Below are 17107 nucleotides of genomic sequence, written 5' to 3' on the forward strand. Positions count from 1 at the left end.
AAAGGCCAACGCCGCAGGCACACAGACACGAGGCAACTATCACGGCATAGTCAGACAGAGCGCCCCTCGACGTCTGCACAAGGCACAGCAACAGGCCTCCCCAACGCCGCCCTGAGCTTGTCGCGATCCAATTCCTTTTCCCACGCGGCAATCACGATCGACGCCACACCGTTACCCATCGTATTGGTCAGTGCGCGGCACTCGGACATGAAACGGTCGATGCCGAGAATCAGCACCATCGCCGTCACCGGCACGGTCGGCACGACCGAAAGACTCGCGGCCAGCGTGATAAAACCTGCCCCTGTGACGCCGGTCGAACCCTTCGACGTCAGCATCGTCACCGCGAGCAACGTGATCTCCTGAGCGATGGTCAAATGGGTATTAGTGGCCTGGGCGAGAAATAACACCGCAAGCGTCATATAGATATTGGTGCCGTCGAGATTGAACGAATAGCCGGTCGGCACGACCAGCCCAACGATTCCACGAGAGCAACCGAGCCGTTCAAGTTTTTCCATCAACTGCGGCAACGCCGCTTCGGATGTCGACGTGCCAAGCACGATCAGCAGTTCATCCTTGATATACACGACGAAACGCCACAGGCTGAAACCGCATGCTCGCGCAATCAGGCCGAGGCCGCACGAGACGAACAGGAACGCGGTGAGATAGAACGTGCCGATCAGTTTCATCATCGGCAGCAAGGAGACGATGCCATATTTGCCGATCGTGAATGCGATGGCGCCGAACGCGCCGATTGGCGCGAGGCTCGTAATCATGCGCACGATCCGGAAGAACGTTTTCGACAGCAGTTCGATCAGGCTGATGACTGGTCTGGCGGGTTCGCCCATGACCGCGAGCGCCGTGCCGAACAGCATGGCGATCAGCAGCACCGGCAGAATATCGCCCTGCGTGAACGCACCGACGAACGTCTCCGGGATGATGTGCATGAAGAAACCCGCGAGCCCCTCGCCGTGCGCGGCTTGCGCGGTGTAACTGGACACTGCGCCGGCGTCGAGTGTGGCGGGATCGACGTTAAAGCCCGCGCCTGGTTTCAGCACGTGCGCGGCCAGCAAGCCGATGGCGAGCGCGAGTGTCGACACCACTTCGAAATACAACAGCGCTTTACCGCCCACGCGGCCAACCTTGCGCATATCGTGCATGCTGGCGATGCCGGTCACGACGGTACAGAAGATCACCGGGCTGATGATCATGCGCACAAGTTTGATGAATGCATCGCCAAGCGGTTTCATCGCCACCGCATCCGCAGGCAGGAAATGGCCCACCAGCACACCGATAACGATCGCCACGATCACCTGCACGTACAGCACCTTATAGAGCGGTTTGCGCTTCATGTCTCCTCCGTTTTTTAAAGGCAAAGCGCGTCCCTTCCCTTCTGGCGGGGAATCCGTCACGCGCGTTCCGGTTGAATGGCGGCGCAAAGGCCGCCAGGGGATTTACAGCACGGCGGCCCAACTATGCCGCTCAAAATGGGCCCGCTCGAACGCTTCAATGTTGTGCAACGAAGCGAGCGTGAGATCGACGGTGTCCATGCCTTCGATCACCATCTGTTTGTGACGTGCGCCGAGAGGGAATTTGAACACGTGACCATTGGCGTCCGTCACCGTTTGCTGTTCGATGTCGATATGCAACCGCGCAGCCGGTTGTGTCGCGGTGCCATGCAACAGGACATTGACTGCGTCGCGTTCCAGTTGCACTAGCAGCAAGCGGTTATTCATCGCGTTCGAATAAAAAATCTCCGCAAAACTCAGCGCGATCACTGCGTCGAAACCGAATTGCTGAAGCCCCCACACCGCATGCTCGCGACTCGACCCGCAACCGAAATTCGAACCACCAATCAGGATGCGCGCACCGCGATACGCCGCCTGATTCAGCACACAACCTGAGCGCAGCTCGCCTTCTGCGTCGACACGCAAGTCGTATAGCAAGCCCTCGCTCAGGCCGGCCTTGTCGATGATGCGAAGAAACTGCTTCGGCATGATCTGATCGGTGTCGAGGTTTTCAATCGGCAGCGGCGCGGCAATCCCATCGATTTCAGTGAGTCTGGTTAGCATGATTGAGTCTCCAGCGTGCGGACGTCGGTGATGCGCCCAGTTAGTGCGGCAGCCGCGGCCATCGCGGGGCTCATCAGATGGGTGCGGCCGCCGCGCCCCTGACGTCCTTCGAAGTTGCGGTTGGTCGTGGACGCGCAGCGCTCGCCTTCCGCGAGAAAATCGTCGTTCATCGCGAGACACATTGAACAGCCCGGCTCACGCCATTCGAAACCGGCGTCGCGCAGTATCGTCGCGATACCCTCAGCCTCGGCCTGGCGGCGCACACTGCCCGAACCCGGCACGACCATCGCGCGCACGCCTTGCGCGACGTGACGTCCGCGCACGATCGCAGCGACCACGCGCAGATCTTCGATACGTCCATTAGTACACGAGCCGATGAACACGCGATCGATCGGCGTGCCCGCAATCGGCTGGTCCGCATCGAGCCCGATATAGTCGAGCGCGCGCCGCAATGCTGCGGCGGCCTCCGGCGTCTCTTGAGCGTCGGCACCAGGAATACGCTGATCGATTGCGATCGCCTGGTCGGGGCTCGTGCCCCACGTAACGAACGGCGCGATATCGCGTGCGTCGAAATGATGTTCGGCATCGAAGACCGCGTCGGCGTCCGACTTCAGTTCGCGCCAGTCATTCATTGCCGCGGCCCACGCGGCATCGTCGAGTGATGTTGCGTGCGCGCGGACGTAGTCGAACGTGGTTGCATCGGGTGCGATCAACGCTGCGCGCGCGCCGGCTTCGACGGTCATGTTGCATAAGGTCATGCGTGCTTCCGCGGACAGCGATGCAATCGTCGAACCAGCGAACTCCACCGCATATCCGCGCGCACCCTGTGCACCGATGCAGCTGATGATCCACAGGATCACATCCTTTGAGGATGTGCCGTAGGGTAACGCCCCGTCGATCGTAATATGCATGGTTTGCGCGACACGATAGACCAGCGTTTGCGTGGCAAGCACGTGTTCGACCTCCGAGGTGCCGATGCCGAAGCCCAATGCGCCAAGCGCGCCATACGTGGTCGTGTGACTGTCGCCGCACAGCACGACCATGCCCGGACGAATCAGGCCGCGTTCGGGCGCGACGATATGTTCGATGCCTTGCAACGGATCGTTCGCCGCGTACAGTTCGATACCCGCCTGCTCGCAGTTACGCGCGAGATTATTCGCCTGCAACAACGAAGCGGCATCGCGAATCACACGCGGCGATTCCGCATGCGTTGGAATGATGTGGCTGACCACCGCCAGTTGCTGTCGCGGACGGCGCACGGGCCGCGCTTTCGCCGCGAGCGCACTGAACGCCTGTGGGCTGGTGTATTCGTTCATCAGATGCAGATCGACATACAGCAGCACGTTTTGCTCGTCGATGCGCGTAACAACGTGCGAATCGACGAGCTTCTGGTAAAGGGTTCGTTTTGACATGATGGGTCGACCGGCGGCTACGACTGCAGGAACGGCAGGGCGCGTTCGAGTAACAACCCGGGCGCTTCCTCGGGAATGTAATGGCCGCACGGCAATGCCGCGCCGCTCACATGCGCCGACCACTGCCGCCACTCGGCGAGCGGCTCGAAGCATTGTTCGATCACGCCATGCGCGCCCCACAACGCCAGGAAATCGCACTCTATCTTCTGCCCTTCAGCGAGCGAGGTACGGTCGTGATCGAGGTCGATCGTGATGCTCGCGCGGTAGTCCTCGCACATGCCATGCGCAGTGGTGGGGTCTGACAGACAGCGCAAATACCCGGCGTACGCGGCTTCCGTGAACGGCGCCAGCCCGGCGCTGCGCGCGCCGATGGTCTGCTTCAGATAGAGATCGGGATCCGCACGGATCAGCGTTTCGGGAAACGGCGCGGGACACACGAGGAAAAACCAGTGCCAGTAAGCGCGCGCAAACTCGAACGAAGTTTTCTCATACATGGCGAGTGTCGGCGCGACGTCCAGCGTGACCAGCTTCGTCACGGCTTGCGGATGATCGAGCGCCATGCGAGCAGCAACGCGTCCTCCGCGATCGTGGCCGATCACGGCAAATTGCGTGAACCCTTGTGCGCGCATTAACGCGACCTGATCCGCAGCCATGCGGCGTTTCGAATAGTTGCTGTGGTCGGGCGCGCCTTGCGGTTTGCCGCTGTCGCCGTAGCCACGCAGGTCCGCCGCAATGACGGTGAAGTGCTGCGCCAGCGCGGGCGCCACCTTATGCCAGATCGCATGGGTCTGCGGATGGCCGTGCAGCAGCAGTAAAGCGGGCCCATTGCCTGCGCGGATTGCGTGGATCTGGATGCCGTCGACGTGAATCGACGCGTCGGTGAAACCTGTAAACATCGTTGCCTCCCGTATCTGAATGCAGTCTAATTGATGCCTGCAACGATATGGTTTCTCTTAAGGCAATCCGGAATTAACTTTTAGGAACGAATCGATGGACGGTTTTTCCGACCTGAATCTGTTCGCGTTAGTGGCGCGTCACCGCAATCTGGCTGCCGCGGCGCGTGAGCTCGGCGTGACGCCGCCGTCGATCAGCAAGCGTCTCGCGCAACTCGAACAGCGCCTGGGCGTGCGTCTCGTCAACCGGACCACACGCCGCCTGAGTCTCACGGCGGAGGGTGAGATCTATCTGGCCAACGGCTCACGCATCCTCGACGACCTCGCTGAACTTGAGCAACTGGTCACCAGCAGCCGCGCCGAGCCGACTGGGCTATTGCGCGTGAACGCGTCGTTCGGTTTCGGCCGCGCGCACATTGCGCCGGCCATCTCGCGGTTCAGCGAGCGTTTTCCGTCGATGAAGATCCAGTTGCATCTGACAGACCGGCCGGTCAGCTTGCAGGAAGAAGGTTTCGACCTGGGCATTCGTTTCGGCGAGGTGCCGGATGCGCGGATCAACGCACGTTTGCTGCTGAAGAACCAGCGGCTGGTGTGTGCCGCGCCGAGCTATGTGAAACGGCATGGCGCGCCGGCCATGCCCCACGATTTGACGCGCCATGCGTGCCTCGTCTTACGCGAAAACGAATCGGCGTACGGCACGTGGCATTTTGCGCGCGGCAAGAAATCAGAGACAGTGAAAGTGGACGGCCCGTTGAGCAGCAACGACGGCAGCGCCGTGCTGAAGTGGGCGCTCGATGGGCGCGGCATCGCGGTGCGCTCGGAATGGGAGATTGCTCGCCATCTGCAACGCGGCGAGCTGGTGCCCTTGCTCACGGACTGGGCGCTGCCGAACGCGGACATTCACGCAATCTATCTGGAACGACATCGGCTGTCGGCGAAACTCAGGACGTTCGTCGACTTTCTCGGCGACGCGTTGCAAGCGAGCGTTCGATCGGATTAGCGTGCATACCGCGGGCCTGATACTGCATGACCTTTAAGCCGACCGGGTGAATACCCGCGCACGCGAAGTCACCCGGTGCGTTTGTTTCGTTGGGCGCGAGTTGAGCGCCAGCGAATCAGGAAGCCGACCAGTGCGGCGAAAACCGCCGTGGCCGCATAACCGGCGAGGCGGATGGCCTCCTCGCCTGGGAGACGCGAGACCAGTACAATGACAATGGCGATTGCAAGCAGAGCTAGAAATGCGATTGTCCATTTCATCTCCGTCTCCCCTGAAGTTTGATGTGATGCCAGGCGCACGGCTATCTCGCCGTTTTGTTAAGCATACCCGTGAGTGAAGCACCTGTGCGGGTGCTGTTCATTCCTGCGCGGCGAAGCATGGAGGCCATCCTTGATCTGTTCGCCTGCCACGCGCAGATCATCAGCGTGCCGAAGAAAAAGCGCTTCATTGCCGCTCAGGCAACAACCCCTCTTCCACTTCCGTGCGCCTGCTCCAGGATGAACTCGATAAAACTCGCCGCTGCCCGCGTGTGATGGCGATTCGGCATATAGAGCATGTACATATTCGTACCGAAGATACTTAAACGCCATTCATCGAGCGCCGTCACCACATCCCCGCGACGCAGGTCGTCCTGCACTACGTAGTCCGGCACCAGACCCACACCCAGGCCGGCCAGCACCGCCTGGCGCAAGAACAGGAAGTTCTCGGAAATAATCGTCGGCTCCAGCAGCACCTCATGGCGCTCGTCGCGCAGATACGCCGCCACGCGCAACTGCCTGCCGACCACCGCCGCCGTAATCAACGGTGTCGTGCGCAGATCATCTAGCCGCACCGGCATGCCACGGCTTTCGGCAAAATCCGGCGATGCACACGCAACATATCGCACCGGCCCCATGTCGCGCGCGACGAGATTCTGCGGCGGCTCCGACATGACCCGGACCGCGATGTCGACCTCGTCGCGCATCAGATCCTCGACGCGATTCTCGAACATCACATCCAGCACGATGCCCGGATACAAACGCTTGAACGCGATCAGCCAATCCGACATCACCAGTTGCCCGTAACCGCTTGGCACACTCAATCTCACCCGCCCCTGCAAGCTCTGCCCGAGGGTGGTAACCGACTCGCGCGCGGCCAGCAGCGCATTCTGGATCGTGCGGCCATGCTCGTATAACTGCAGACCGATTTCAGTCGCCTCGACCCGCCGCGTGGTGCGCCTGACCAGTTGCAGCCCGATCGAGCGCTCTAGCTGGTTCAGGTGGTAGCTCACATTCGCGCGGCTCATTTTCAGCCGGCGCGCGGCTTCGCTCAGGTTGCCCGCGTCGAGGATATCAACCAGCAAGGTCAGCGAATTGACGTCCATGATGCAGCCTTTGTCAAAATAATTTTGACAGTCTGTCAACCCTCTATGTAATTGTCAATAAACCTTGACCAACCGACAATCGGAGAATTCGCCAGACCCGGCATGCCCGATCTGGTCCGGTGACAATCAGGAGACGACACGATGAGCCTCAACCCTTCCGCCGACGTTGTGACGCGCGAATTGCGCGGCAAAGTCCTGCTGGTCACAATCGACCATGCGCCGGTCAACGCCCTCTCCGCAGACGTGCGGCGCGGCCTGCTCGCCGCCATTGAAGCGGCGGACGCCGACAAGGCGGTCGAGGCCGTGCTGATCGTCGGCGCCGGGCGCAACTTCATCGCGGGCGCGGACATTCGCGAGTTCGGCAAACCGCCGGTGCCGCCTTCGCTGCCCGATGTCTGCAACCGCATCGAAACCTGTACGAAACCAGTGGTGGCCGCCATTCACGGCGCCGCGCTCGGCGGCGGCCTGGAAGTGGCGCTCGCGGCACACTACCGGCTCGCCGTGGAGGGCGCGAAGCTCGGTTTGCCCGAAGTGCAACTCGGCCTGCTACCGGGCGCAGGCGGCACGCAGCGCACACCGCGTTTGATCGGCGCACAAGCCGCCCTCGACCTGATCCTGAGCGGCCGCCACGCCGGCGCGAAAGAAGCGCTGGCACTCGGCCTCATCGACCGGCTGGGCCGCAGCGACGACATCCTCGCTGAAGGACTCACCTACGTGCACGAATTGCTGGCCGCTCACGCTCCAGTGCGGCGCACACGCGATGCCGCTGCGCTTGGCGACCGCGCCGCGTGCCTCGCCGCCGTCGCCACGGCACGCGCGGAAACGGCTAAGAAATCGCGCGGTCTCTTCTCCCCGCTCAAAATCGTCGATGCCGTCGAGGCCGCCGTAGAACAAGCTTTCGAAGACGGCCTGCAACTCGAACGCAAACTGTTCCTGCAATGCATCGATAGCCCACAGCGTGCCGGCTTGATTCACGCGTTCTTTGCCGAGCGCGAAGTGCTCAAAGCGCCGGAAACGCGCGATGCAAAACCCCGCGCGCTGAATACGATCGGCGTGGTGGGTGGCGGCACGATGGGCGCGGGCATTGCCGTCGCGGTGCTCGATGCAGGCTTGCCGGTGACGATGATCGAACGCGACGACGCATCGCTCGCGCGCGGCCGCGCACACATCGAAAAGGTCTACGACGGTCTGATCGCCAAAGGCCGCATGAGTGCGGAGAAGAAGGCCGACGTGATGACGCGCTGGCACGGCAGCACCTCGTACGACGCACTCGCCGAAGCCGACCTGGTGATCGAAGCCGTATTCGAGGACCTCTTGGTGAAACAGGCCGTGTTCGCCGAACTCGATCGCGTGTGCAAAGCCGGTGCGGTGCTTGCCACCAACACGTCGTATCTCGACATCGACGCGATTGCGGCCAGCATCTCGCGCCCCGCTGATGTGATCGGGCTGCACTTCTTCTCCCCCGCCAATATCATGAAGCTGCTGGAAGTGGTGGTGCCGAAGCAGGTCAGTGCCGACGTAGTCGCCACTGCGTTCGAACTCGCGAAGAAGCTGCGTAAGACGCCGGTGCGTGCCGGCGTGTGTGACGGCTTCATCGGTAATCGCGTGCTGGCGGTATATCGCAGCGCGGCGGACGCGATGATGGAAGACGGCGCATCACCCTATCAGATCGATGCGGCCGTGCGCGCGTTCGGCTTCCCGATGGGCCCGTTCCAGGTGGTCGATCTGGCGGGCGGCGATATCGGTTGGGCCACCCGCAAACGGCGTGCGGCCACGCGGAACCCTGAAGCGCGCTATGTGCAGATCGCGGACCGTCTTTGCGAACGCGGCTGGTTCGGCCAGAAGACCGGCCGTGGCTTTTATCTGTATCCCGAAGGTTCGCGCAGCGGCACGCCCGACCCTGAGGTCGACGCAATCATCGAAGCCGAGCGTGAACGTGCCGGCGTCACGCCGCGCACTTTCGCCGATGAGGAGATCATGCGCCGCTACATGGCCGCCATGATCAACGAAGGCGCCAATGTCGTGCACGAAGGCATCGCGCTGCGGCCGCTCGACGTCGACGTGACCTTCCTCTACGGCTACGGCTTTCCACGTTATCGCGGCGGGCCGATGAAATACGCCGATACGGTGGGCCTCGCCACAGTTCTCGCGGACATCCGCGAGTTCGCCAAAGAGGACCCCCTGTTCTGGCAAGCGTCGCCGCTGCTGGTGGAACTGGTTGAGCGCGGCGCCAATTTCGCGAGCCTCAATCAGACAGCTTGAGACGGCACATCATTTGGCGCATGCTCGGTCGGTGGGCACCTGCTCGCCGCCGGTCCACCGCTTCGCCGGTCCGATAAATATCCACGGAAGAACCCGTTATGGATCTGAATTTCACACCTGAAGAAGAAGCCTTTCGCGCTGACGTACAGCGTTTTTTGCGCGACAAGCTCCCGCAGCGTCTCGCCGGCAAGGTACACGGCGGACGCCGCCTCACGCGCGACGACATGGCCGAGTGGCACGCGATTCTCAACGCGCAAGGCTGGCTCGCCAATCATTGGCCGAAAGAGTACGGCGGCCCCGGCTGGAATGCCGTGCAGAAATTCATCTTCGAGAACGAATGCGCCTTGGCGGGAGCACCGCGCGTGGTGCCGTTCGGCGTCAATATGCTGGGCCCGGTGTTGATCAAATACGGTAACGAAGCGCAAAAACGCCACTGGTTGCCGCGCATTCTCGACGGCTCGGACTGGTGGTGCCAAGGCTACTCGGAACCGGGCGCGGGTTCCGATCTCGCCGCGGTCAAAACCACCGCTCTACGCAGCAGCGATGCACAAGGCGAACACTACATCGTCAACGGTCAGAAAACGTGGACCACGCTCGGCCACTACGCGAACATGATCTTCTGCCTCGTGCGCACCGCCACCGACGTGCGCAAGCAGGAAGGCATCAGCTTCCTGCTGATCGACATGAACACGCCGGGTGTCGAAGTGCGCCCGATCATCACGCTCGATGGCGAGCACGAAGTCAACGAAGTATTTTTGACGGACGTGCGCGTGCCCGTCGAGAACCTCGTGGGCGAAGAGAACAAGGGCTGGACGTACGCCAAATACCTGCTCACGTATGAACGCACCAATATCGCGGGCGTCGGCTTTTCAGTGGCCGCATTCAACCGGCTGCGCAAGATCGCCGCGAAGCAGCAGCGCAACGGCAGGCCGCTCGCGGAAGATCCATCGTTTGCGACACGCATGGCACGCGTCGAGATCGATCTGGAGAACATGAAGACCACCAACCTGCGCGTGATCGCGGCTGTAGCCGGCGGCGGCGTGCCGGGCGCGGAGAGTTCGATGCTGAAGATTCGCGGCACCGAGATCCGTCAGGAAATCTCTTCGCTCACGCGTCGCGCCATGGGACCCTACGCGCAGCCATTCGTAGAAGAAGCCTTGCACGACGATTTCGATGGCACACCAGTCGGCCCCGACGAAGCCGCGAGCGCTGCCTCGCTCTACTTCAACAACCGCAAGCTGTCGATCTTCGGCGGCTCCAACGAAATCCAGAAGAACATCATTTCCAAAATGATCCTGGGACTGTAAGGGGCACACGCCATGAATTTTCAGCATACCGAAGACCGCCGCATGATGGCGGATACGCTCAACCGTTTTGTCACTGAGCAATACGGCTTCGAGACGCGCGACCGGATTGCACGCTCGCCGGAAGGCTTCAGTGCCGACCTGTGGAATCGCTTCGCAGAACTCGGCATTATTGGCGCATTGTTCGATGAAACGGATGGTGGCTTTGGCGGGGGCGGTTTCGATATCGCTGTCGTATTCGAGAGCCTGGGCCGTGGCCTCGTGGTCGAGCCGTTTCTCGATACGCTGATCGTCGGCCAGGCCATTGCACGTGACGGCAGCGAAGCGCAGAAAGCCGTGCTGGCCGAACTGATCGACGGCTCACGTCTGGCTGCCCTCGCGCATGGCGAACCGGACGGCTACTACGAACTCTCACGCGTAACAACGCGTGCGGAACGCAACGGCAATGCGTGGAACCTGAACGGCGCGAAGGCAGTGGTTCAGCAGGGCGAAAACGCCTCCCTCTTCCTGGTCTCCGCACGCACCGCCGGCACCGACGATGCCGAAGCCGGTATCACGCTCTTTCTCGTGCCTCGCGATGCACCAGGAGTCGGCATACGCGGCTATCGCAAGATCGACGGCGGCCGCGCGGCCGAGGTCACGTTCGACAACGTCACGCTCGCCGATAATGCGGTGCTCGGCAGGGTCGGAGAAGCTTTTGCGACGCTCGAATACGCGATCAGCTGCGGCGTGCTGGCCTTGTGTTCCGAAGCAGTCGGCGCCATGGATGTCGCAAAGGACCACACGCTTGAGTACCTGCGCACACGCAAGCAGTTCGGCGTGCCAATCGGCAGCTTCCAGGCCTTGCAGCATCGGATGGCGGATCTCCTGCTCGAAATCGAACAGGCGCGGTCGGCGGTAATCAATGCCGCTGCGGCACTCGAGGCTGAACGCACGGTGCGGGAACGGGCGGTGTCGGCGGCTAAATACAGTATTGGCAGAATTGGGGCGATGGTCTCCGAGGAATGTATTCAGCTGCATGGCGGTATCGGCATGACATGGGAATTGCCCTTGGCTCACTATGCGAAGCGCCTTGTGATGATCGACCATCAGTTGGGGGATGAGGATCATCATCTCGAGCGCTATATCGCGCTCGGCAGAGGTTGAGACCAGGCTTGCCGGCAATCTGTGCACATCAACTCTGTCGACTCGTGGCGTAATGGCAGACGACTCCGGGTAGCTCTGCTGCCACACGCGAATTCCGTGTGACGTTCATTCGTTCATTGCCTCCAGGAAAGCGACACCGGCCGCTCATGTCTCTTTGCGTTAATCGAGTCGGAAAGCAGGCCTATTTGAGCGTTGCCACGTAACTGGAAACAAGCGCGACATCTTGTTCCGTGATGACGCCCGGAAACAGTCGTGGCATTGCGCCGGAGGGCGCTTTCACAAAAGCAGCGATGCCGGCGGCACCGCCAAGCCTCGCAGCCGCGCCGATCAGTGAAGGACCGGCTCCGCCTCCGCCCTGCGCGCCGTGGCAACCGGCGCAGCGGGCAGCGAATACCGACTCGCTGCGTCCAGCCTGGGTTGGCACCTGCGTTTGCGTACCGCTATCCGCGAGCAAGGAAATACTGTCTGCGGTGGGAGCAGGCGGAATGGACGACAGGTACGCGTGGATGTCGGCAATCTCCCGGTCTGAGAGGATATTCAGACTGTACGGCGGCATCTGTCCTTTCGGCGCATGAACGTACGCAATCATCGCGCTGAGAGGGATAGGTGACGGAGCAAGACTGGGTCCCGACATCAGGCTGCCCTGTCCGACATAGCCATGACACTCGTAACATCCATCCTTCACATACAGCGCACGGCCGACATTTATATCGCCAGAAGCCCCGAATGCCGCAAGGCTCGCCGCGGCACCGATGCAGGACAACGCGCACAGTACGGTTCGCTGAATCGCGTAAGTTCTCATGGCGTTCCCCTAGCGCGGTTGGGTGACGACATCGACTAACGCCGGCTCGCCGCGCTTGACGATTGCAAGCGCGCGTACCAGCGACGGTCCCAGGTCTTCCGGACGCGATATGGGGCCCTCCGCCCACATGCCCATGCTTTGCGCCATGCGAGAGAAATCTATGTCAGGTCCAGTCAACACGGTTCCAACCGTGCCGTTTTCCGGGTGACGATCACGCCGGCTTGCCATGCGCTGCACATGCATGGTCTCCTGGTGATAAGCCCGATTGTTATGCATGACAGTCAGCAGCGGAATCTTGTGATGTGCCGCCGTCCACAATGCGCCAGGAACCGCCATCAGATCGCCGTCGTTCTGGATATTGACAGCGATCCGTCCCGCCTTCTGATGAGCCAGCGCGGCGCCGACCGCGGCAGGCGCTCCGTAACCGACGCCAAAGCCCCCTTCTCCACCAATGAATTGATGCGGCTCGGTGAAATCCCAAAGCCGGTGTGGCCAGCGACTGATCGAATAGGTCGATGAAACCAGCGCCCAGTTTTCGTTCCTGATGACGTTCCATACCTCCTGAGACAAGCGCGCGGTACTGATAGGACTGGCATCCCAACCGAGCGTGGCCGACTGCCGATCAGCGCTACGCATTGCATCGAACGAGCGCTTGAGATTTTCGGTACGCGCCCCGATTACAGACCGCCGTTCCTTCGTCATCGAAGCATCGATTTGTGCCAGCAGTCCCGGCAAACTCGTTTCAGCGTCTGCCGCGATCGGTAAATCGGCAGATGCGTAACGCTGCGCATCCTGCATGTTCGATTTCCCGTAAAGGTAAGACGTGGTTATGCTGATTACCTTGACACCAGGCCTTGCCGTGTGGGACCACGGTCGCCCGATCAGATCCTTTACCGTCCCCGTCACACCCCATAGGTCGCCAACCTCAAGCGCCAATATCACGTCCGCCTGCGCAATCAGCGTTCTCTGCAGCCCAGACTGATTCAGATAATGATTCGTCGGAAAATTCATGCGCGCCAACAGATCGATGACCGGTGCGTTGAGTGTTTCCGCGAGCGTGATCAGCTTCCTCATGCCCTCCGGCGTACGGATCGCGCGATCCACCGCGATCACCGGCGAACTCGCGCCTGCGAGCCATCGGCCCGCGGTCGCCAAAGCGCCCGGCTCTGCAACAGGTGGGCTAACGGCACGCACTGCCGGCATCACAATGGCGCCAGGATCATCGATCGGCCTTTCCTGAAGTTCGGCGTCGGCGACGATCAATACAGGTTCCATGGGCGGTGTCACCGACATCGTGTATGCGCGCACGAACGACTCGGCGTAGCTTTGCAACGACGCGGGCGCATCGTCCCACTTCGTGAAGTCCCTGACTAGCGCCCCCAGGTCCTGAGCAGTGTGATACCACTCGATGCCATTTCTGCGTTTATCCGTATCGGCGATATTGCCGGCAATGACCATCATCGGCACCCGGTCGCACCACGCGTTGTAGATCGCCATCGACGCATGCTGCAGACCCACCGTGCTGTGCACGAAACACGCCATCGGCTTACCCGCGACTTTTGCGTAGCCGTGAGCGATGGCGACAGACACCTCTTCGTGCGTACACACGATCATGGCGGGCTTCCGATCGCTTCCATAGGTGACGATCGACTCATGCAAACCTCTGAACGTCGATCCCGGCATCGCTGCAACATAGTCAATGTCCACGGCGTTCATCACGTCCACCATAAAATCCGATCCTGGATTCCCGATGTGACCCGGGTCGGCAGAGGGTGCTTCGGACAATGACGGCATCTGCGTTTCCAATGCAACCAGCCCGCTATGCGGTGGCTGAACGACAGGCGCAGGCGGCAAGCTGCTTTCATCGGTTGTTGCAATGGCTGGGCGGCTTAGCGAGACCGTAGCACCCGCTACCAATGCCTCCTTCAAAAATGCACGGCGGCCATGATTCGATGTGTCAACCATTCCAGCGTCTCCTGTGCTAGCGGGTGTCGTTGCGATGAGACTCGTCGCGAAGATATCCGCTTGCTCCTCCGAAAAGCGTGGCGCGTTGCGACCAGTCGTGAGTGCGGTCCCATAGATTCAGCACATCCATTGCTTCAGCCCGGAAGCGTTTGTCCTGATCGGCCGTGGCCGTATGCGCGCTTAGTTCGAGGCGATGGCCCGAGGGGTCGAAGAAGTAGATTGAATACAGAAAATCGTCGTGGTTGGTCGGCCCAGTGACCTGAATACCGAGCGCCGCCAGTTTGTCTTTCGCTCGATCAACCGTTGCCTTATCGGCCACACGAAACGCGAAATGCTGAACCCAGTCCGGCGTGCCTGGATCGCGCCCCGAAGGCACCCCTTCATCTTTCGGTAGCTCGAAGAAGGCGATGCAACTGCCATCCGCCATTTCGAAAAAAATATGGATATGCGGGCTGTATTGTCCGGTCGACGGCACATGGTCCTCGCCCATTGCGTGAATGAATGCCAGTCCGAGCACGTTCGTATAGAACTCAACCGTCGCGCGTGCGTCTTTACATCGAAACGCCGCGTGATGAAGACTTTTGCAGAGCATATTTACTCCTCCCATTCCGATGAATTCGTCGTTGATCAAACCGGACGATGTGCCGGGGCTACGAAACGCTGGTCGATACAACCAAAAACCGAATGCCCATTCCTGTCCCTGTGGTCGATCTTGACGCGCTCGCCGAAACTGAACAAAGGCGTGGTCGGATTGCCGTCACGGATGGTTTCCAGCGCGCGAATTTCTCCAATGCAGCCGCATCCCGCTGATTCGTCTTCATTCGATACGGTCCCCAGACCAACCACCGTACCGGGTTCGAATGCACGAGTGCGTGCCACATGTGCGATCAGATCCCCATAGTGAAAGGGCGTATCTATCCCCGTTTCGATACGGCCAACCTGCTCGCCACGTACCCAGCAATGCATCGTGCCCGAGACAAGTTTGCCGTCCCACAGGTCGCCAAGTTCATCCGGCGTCACGGCAATCGGTCCCATGCTTGATGCCGGCTTTCCGGTGAGGAACCCGAAGGTTCTCTTCAACTCCCCAGGGATGATCGCACGCAAAGACACGTCGTTGAGGAGCACAAAGAGGCGAATGGTGGAACTGGCGTTATCGGGCGAGACGCCCATCGGTACGTCACCCGTGAGGGCGGCAATTTCGGCCTCGAAATCAATGCCGAGATCATCTGCCGGAAGGACGACATCCTCGTTCCACCCAAGAAAACCGTGGGAAATGCCCTGGTACACGAGCGGCTTCTCGTACAGGTCATCAGGTAATGCTTCGCCACGCGCGGCGCGATTACGCCTGATATGGCTAATGTAGGCGGCGCCGTCGAGATACTGATACGACCGGGGTAGCGGCGCGGCTAACTTGTCATACTCAAGGGTAAAGCTATCTCCGACATGACCGGCGTTGAGCGCCGCATATAACGCCTCCAGCCTGGGGCTGATGACATCCCAGTCGTCGAGTGCCTGCTGTAGCGTGCGCGCGGCAGGTGCCGCATTCACCGCCCGGCTCAAATCGCGGCTAACGACGAGCAGTTCTCCGTCCCGGCCGGAACGTAACGAAGCCAGTTTCATGGTGTGTTGATCTCACTTTCAGTGTTGAATCGATGCCTCGCGGCAACGCGAATTCCCACGGGTTCAGAACGAATGCCTGACGCCGCACATCATCCCGAACTGGTTCATGCCTTTTCCAGGCGTGGAGCTACCACCCCCGCTGACCGAATAGGCCGCGTAGGTACTGTTCTGCAGAAGGGCCGCCTGTGCGTATATCGCCGTACGGGCCGACAGGAAATAGGTCGCCCGAAGCACTTCCATGGAGGCTCGCGTATCCTGCTGCCGATCAATTATTTTTTGCACCAGACCGTCGACGACAAATGCGGGCGTCACCTGATAGCTCGCCTCAAGTACGTACTGATTCGACGTGATATTTTTCGCACCGAGTCCGGTGAACTCGACCTGACGATTCAGCCATACCGCGCCCAATTCAAAATTGCCAAGCTTGAAATAGCCGTCCAGCAGGAATCGTGAGTCGCGATTACCGCTGCCCGCCAGCGCCACCGGCGCAATGCCGTTGAAGAGGTTCGCGGTCGCACCGGGCCCTCCATCCTGCCGGTCATAACTGATCGCCACCCCGCCTGCCGCGACGTCGTACTTGAGCATGGCGGACCATTCCCGGCATGCTTCGTTGTTACCGGCCAGGTTTCCCGCGCACGTGCCTGAGCCAGGTGTGTTCGTGCCACCGGTAGGCGATGCGTCGCGGCCAAATGAATAGCTCGCGCCGAAAGTGACAGGACCGAAATGACGCTGGTATGCGACCGTATTGTCGCTGCGGGCGCTCGCAATCCACGCATCCAGTGAAGCGATGCCGTAGATGTCGGGACCGATGAAATCCGCGTCGAAGATAGCCCGGTAGAGCATGGAGTACTGGCGCCCAAAGGTCAGCAAGCCGAGCGGGCCGTCGATTCCGACAAAAGCCTGGCGACCCAAGAGTCGCCCGCCCTGGCCAAGGCCGCCTGTTCCAACCGTAATGCCGCTCTCAAGCGTGAATACCGCCTTGTAGCCGCCGCCGAGATCCTCTACCCCTCTCAAGCCCCAACGTGATGGCAACTCACCTGTATTGCCCGGCACGCGTACCACCGAACTTCCATTCGCGCTGGCATGATTGATGTATTCGACGCCGGTGTCGAGAATCCCGTAGAGCGTAACGCTTTGCGCCTGCGCGGCAGCACCCCATCCTCCCAACCCTACGGCGGCAATAAATGATGCGATAGAAATTCGGTTCATTGACGTCTCCATTTTTATTTGTTGTACTAATTTTTCTCCGATCATAACGAGAATCAGATCATCCT

Annotated in this window: 15 protein-coding genes; 4 read left to right on the forward strand and 11 right to left on the reverse strand. The window is 60.6% G+C overall.

Going from position 1 to position 17107, the window contains the following annotated elements; all coding sequences use genetic code 11:
• Nucleotides 1-50: 50 nt before the first annotated feature.
• The 4 genes from PQR40_RS04950 to PQR40_RS04965 form a co-directional block, all read right to left on the reverse strand.
• On the reverse strand, nucleotides 51-1349 hold the full coding sequence (locus tag PQR40_RS04950; RefSeq protein ID WP_408228825.1) for a dicarboxylate/amino acid:cation symporter: 1299 nt from the start codon (nucleotides 1347-1349) through the stop codon (nucleotides 51-53).
• A gap of 102 nt (nucleotides 1350-1451) precedes the next feature.
• Complete coding sequence (gene leuD, locus PQR40_RS04955) at nucleotides 1452-2069, reverse strand: 3-isopropylmalate dehydratase small subunit (protein WP_408508539.1); 618 nt, start codon at nucleotides 2067-2069, stop codon at nucleotides 1452-1454.
• Nucleotides 2063-3481, reverse strand: coding sequence for a 3-isopropylmalate dehydratase large subunit (leuC, locus tag PQR40_RS04960; RefSeq protein WP_408508540.1), 1419 nt, complete (start codon nucleotides 3479-3481; stop codon nucleotides 2063-2065). Before leuC ends, leuD begins: the two co-directional genes overlap by 7 nt.
• Before the next feature lie 17 nt (nucleotides 3482-3498).
• Complete coding sequence (locus PQR40_RS04965) at nucleotides 3499-4377, reverse strand: alpha/beta fold hydrolase (protein WP_408508541.1); 879 nt, start codon at nucleotides 4375-4377, stop codon at nucleotides 3499-3501.
• A gap of 94 nt (nucleotides 4378-4471) precedes the next feature.
• Between PQR40_RS04965 and PQR40_RS04970 the strand changes: the two genes are divergently transcribed.
• Entirely contained in the window at nucleotides 4472-5374 is a 903-nt protein-coding gene (locus PQR40_RS04970; RefSeq protein WP_408333546.1) for a LysR family transcriptional regulator, read from the forward strand.
• 68 nt (nucleotides 5375-5442) lie between these two features.
• Here the strand turns inward: PQR40_RS04970 and PQR40_RS04975 are convergent, their stop codons facing one another.
• Both PQR40_RS04975 and PQR40_RS04980 read right to left on the reverse strand, forming a co-directional pair.
• Complete coding sequence (locus tag PQR40_RS04975; protein WP_408228811.1) at nucleotides 5443-5631, reverse strand: hypothetical protein; 189 nt, start codon at nucleotides 5629-5631, stop codon at nucleotides 5443-5445.
• A gap of 194 nt (nucleotides 5632-5825) precedes the next feature.
• The gene (locus tag PQR40_RS04980; protein ID WP_408228809.1) at nucleotides 5826-6734 is read right to left on the reverse strand and encodes a LysR family transcriptional regulator; all 909 of its coding nucleotides are present in this window, start codon (nucleotides 6732-6734) and stop codon (nucleotides 5826-5828) included.
• Nucleotides 6735-6875: 141 nt separating this feature from the next.
• Between PQR40_RS04980 and PQR40_RS04985 the strand changes: the two genes are divergently transcribed.
• The 3 genes from PQR40_RS04985 (at nucleotide 6876) to PQR40_RS04995 (ending at nucleotide 11446) form a co-directional block, all read left to right on the forward strand.
• A complete protein-coding gene (locus PQR40_RS04985) occupies nucleotides 6876-8996 on the forward strand; it encodes a 3-hydroxyacyl-CoA dehydrogenase NAD-binding domain-containing protein (protein ID WP_408508542.1) in 2121 nt (706 codons plus the stop codon).
• A gap of 98 nt (nucleotides 8997-9094) precedes the next feature.
• Nucleotides 9095-10303: an acyl-CoA dehydrogenase family protein gene (locus tag PQR40_RS04990; RefSeq protein WP_408228803.1), complete on the forward strand. Its 1209-nt coding sequence runs from the start codon at nucleotides 9095-9097 to the stop codon at nucleotides 10301-10303.
• 12 nt (nucleotides 10304-10315) lie between these two features.
• Nucleotides 10316-11446, forward strand: coding sequence for an acyl-CoA dehydrogenase family protein (locus PQR40_RS04995; RefSeq protein WP_408228800.1), 1131 nt, complete (start codon nucleotides 10316-10318; stop codon nucleotides 11444-11446).
• Nucleotides 11447-11627: 181 nt separating this feature from the next.
• On the opposite strand, the gene PQR40_RS05000 is transcribed toward PQR40_RS04995, so the two are convergent.
• From PQR40_RS05000 to PQR40_RS05020, 5 genes are all read right to left on the reverse strand, one after another.
• On the reverse strand, nucleotides 11628-12248 hold the full coding sequence (locus tag PQR40_RS05000) for a c-type cytochrome (protein ID WP_408333555.1): 621 nt from the start codon (nucleotides 12246-12248) through the stop codon (nucleotides 11628-11630).
• 9 nt (nucleotides 12249-12257) lie between these two features.
• The gene (locus PQR40_RS05005) at nucleotides 12258-14213 is read right to left on the reverse strand and encodes a thiamine pyrophosphate-binding protein (protein WP_408333558.1); all 1956 of its coding nucleotides are present in this window, start codon (nucleotides 14211-14213) and stop codon (nucleotides 12258-12260) included.
• Between the two features lie 16 nt (nucleotides 14214-14229).
• Nucleotides 14230-14844, reverse strand: a complete 615-nt coding sequence (locus PQR40_RS05010; RefSeq protein ID WP_408508543.1) for a VOC family protein — start codon at nucleotides 14842-14844, stop codon at nucleotides 14230-14232.
• Nucleotides 14841-15833, reverse strand: coding sequence for a fumarylacetoacetate hydrolase family protein (locus PQR40_RS05015; protein ID WP_408228788.1), 993 nt, complete (start codon nucleotides 15831-15833; stop codon nucleotides 14841-14843). The genes PQR40_RS05010 and PQR40_RS05015 overlap by 4 nt, the downstream gene beginning before the upstream one ends.
• Before the next feature lie 63 nt (nucleotides 15834-15896).
• Nucleotides 15897-17054 (reverse strand): porin, encoded by a 1158-nt coding sequence (locus PQR40_RS05020; protein ID WP_408508566.1) that lies wholly within the window; start codon nucleotides 17052-17054, stop codon nucleotides 15897-15899.
• Between the last annotated feature and the right edge of the window lie 53 nt (nucleotides 17055-17107).

The sequence above is a fragment of the Paraburkholderia sediminicola genome (assembly GCF_046026855.1).
Classification (GTDB): domain Bacteria; phylum Pseudomonadota; class Gammaproteobacteria; order Burkholderiales; family Burkholderiaceae; genus Paraburkholderia; species Paraburkholderia sediminicola_A.

Excerpts from the sequence above, each read along its gene's own strand:
- PQR40_RS04950 (WP_408228825.1), bottom strand. The coding sequence starts at position 1,349 with ATGAAGCGCAAACCGCTCTATAAGGTGCTGTACGTGCAGGTGATCGTG.
- leuD (WP_408508539.1), bottom strand. The coding sequence starts at position 2,069 with ATGCTAACCAGACTCACTGAAATCGATGGGATTGCCGCGCCGCTGCCG.
- leuC (WP_408508540.1), bottom strand. The coding sequence starts at position 3,481 with ATGTCAAAACGAACCCTTTACCAGAAGCTCGTCGATTCGCACGTTGTT.
- PQR40_RS04965 (WP_408508541.1), bottom strand. The coding sequence starts at position 4,377 with ATGTTTACAGGTTTCACCGACGCGTCGATTCACGTCGACGGCATCCAG.
- PQR40_RS04970 (WP_408333546.1), top strand. The coding sequence starts at position 4,472 with ATGGACGGTTTTTCCGACCTGAATCTGTTCGCGTTAGTGGCGCGTCAC.
- PQR40_RS04975 (WP_408228811.1), bottom strand. The coding sequence starts at position 5,631 with ATGAAATGGACAATCGCATTTCTAGCTCTGCTTGCAATCGCCATTGTC.
- PQR40_RS04980 (WP_408228809.1), bottom strand. The coding sequence starts at position 6,734 with ATGGACGTCAATTCGCTGACCTTGCTGGTTGATATCCTCGACGCGGGC.
- PQR40_RS04985 (WP_408508542.1), top strand. The coding sequence starts at position 6,876 with ATGAGCCTCAACCCTTCCGCCGACGTTGTGACGCGCGAATTGCGCGGC.
- PQR40_RS04990 (WP_408228803.1), top strand. The coding sequence starts at position 9,095 with ATGGATCTGAATTTCACACCTGAAGAAGAAGCCTTTCGCGCTGACGTA.
- PQR40_RS04995 (WP_408228800.1), top strand. The coding sequence starts at position 10,316 with ATGAATTTTCAGCATACCGAAGACCGCCGCATGATGGCGGATACGCTC.
- PQR40_RS05000 (WP_408333555.1), bottom strand. The coding sequence starts at position 12,248 with ATGAGAACTTACGCGATTCAGCGAACCGTACTGTGCGCGTTGTCCTGC.
- PQR40_RS05005 (WP_408333558.1), bottom strand. The coding sequence starts at position 14,213 with ATGGTTGACACATCGAATCATGGCCGCCGTGCATTTTTGAAGGAGGCA.
- PQR40_RS05015 (WP_408228788.1), bottom strand. The coding sequence starts at position 15,833 with ATGAAACTGGCTTCGTTACGTTCCGGCCGGGACGGAGAACTGCTCGTC.
- PQR40_RS05020 (WP_408508566.1), bottom strand. The coding sequence starts at position 17,054 with ATGGAGACGTCAATGAACCGAATTTCTATCGCATCATTTATTGCCGCC.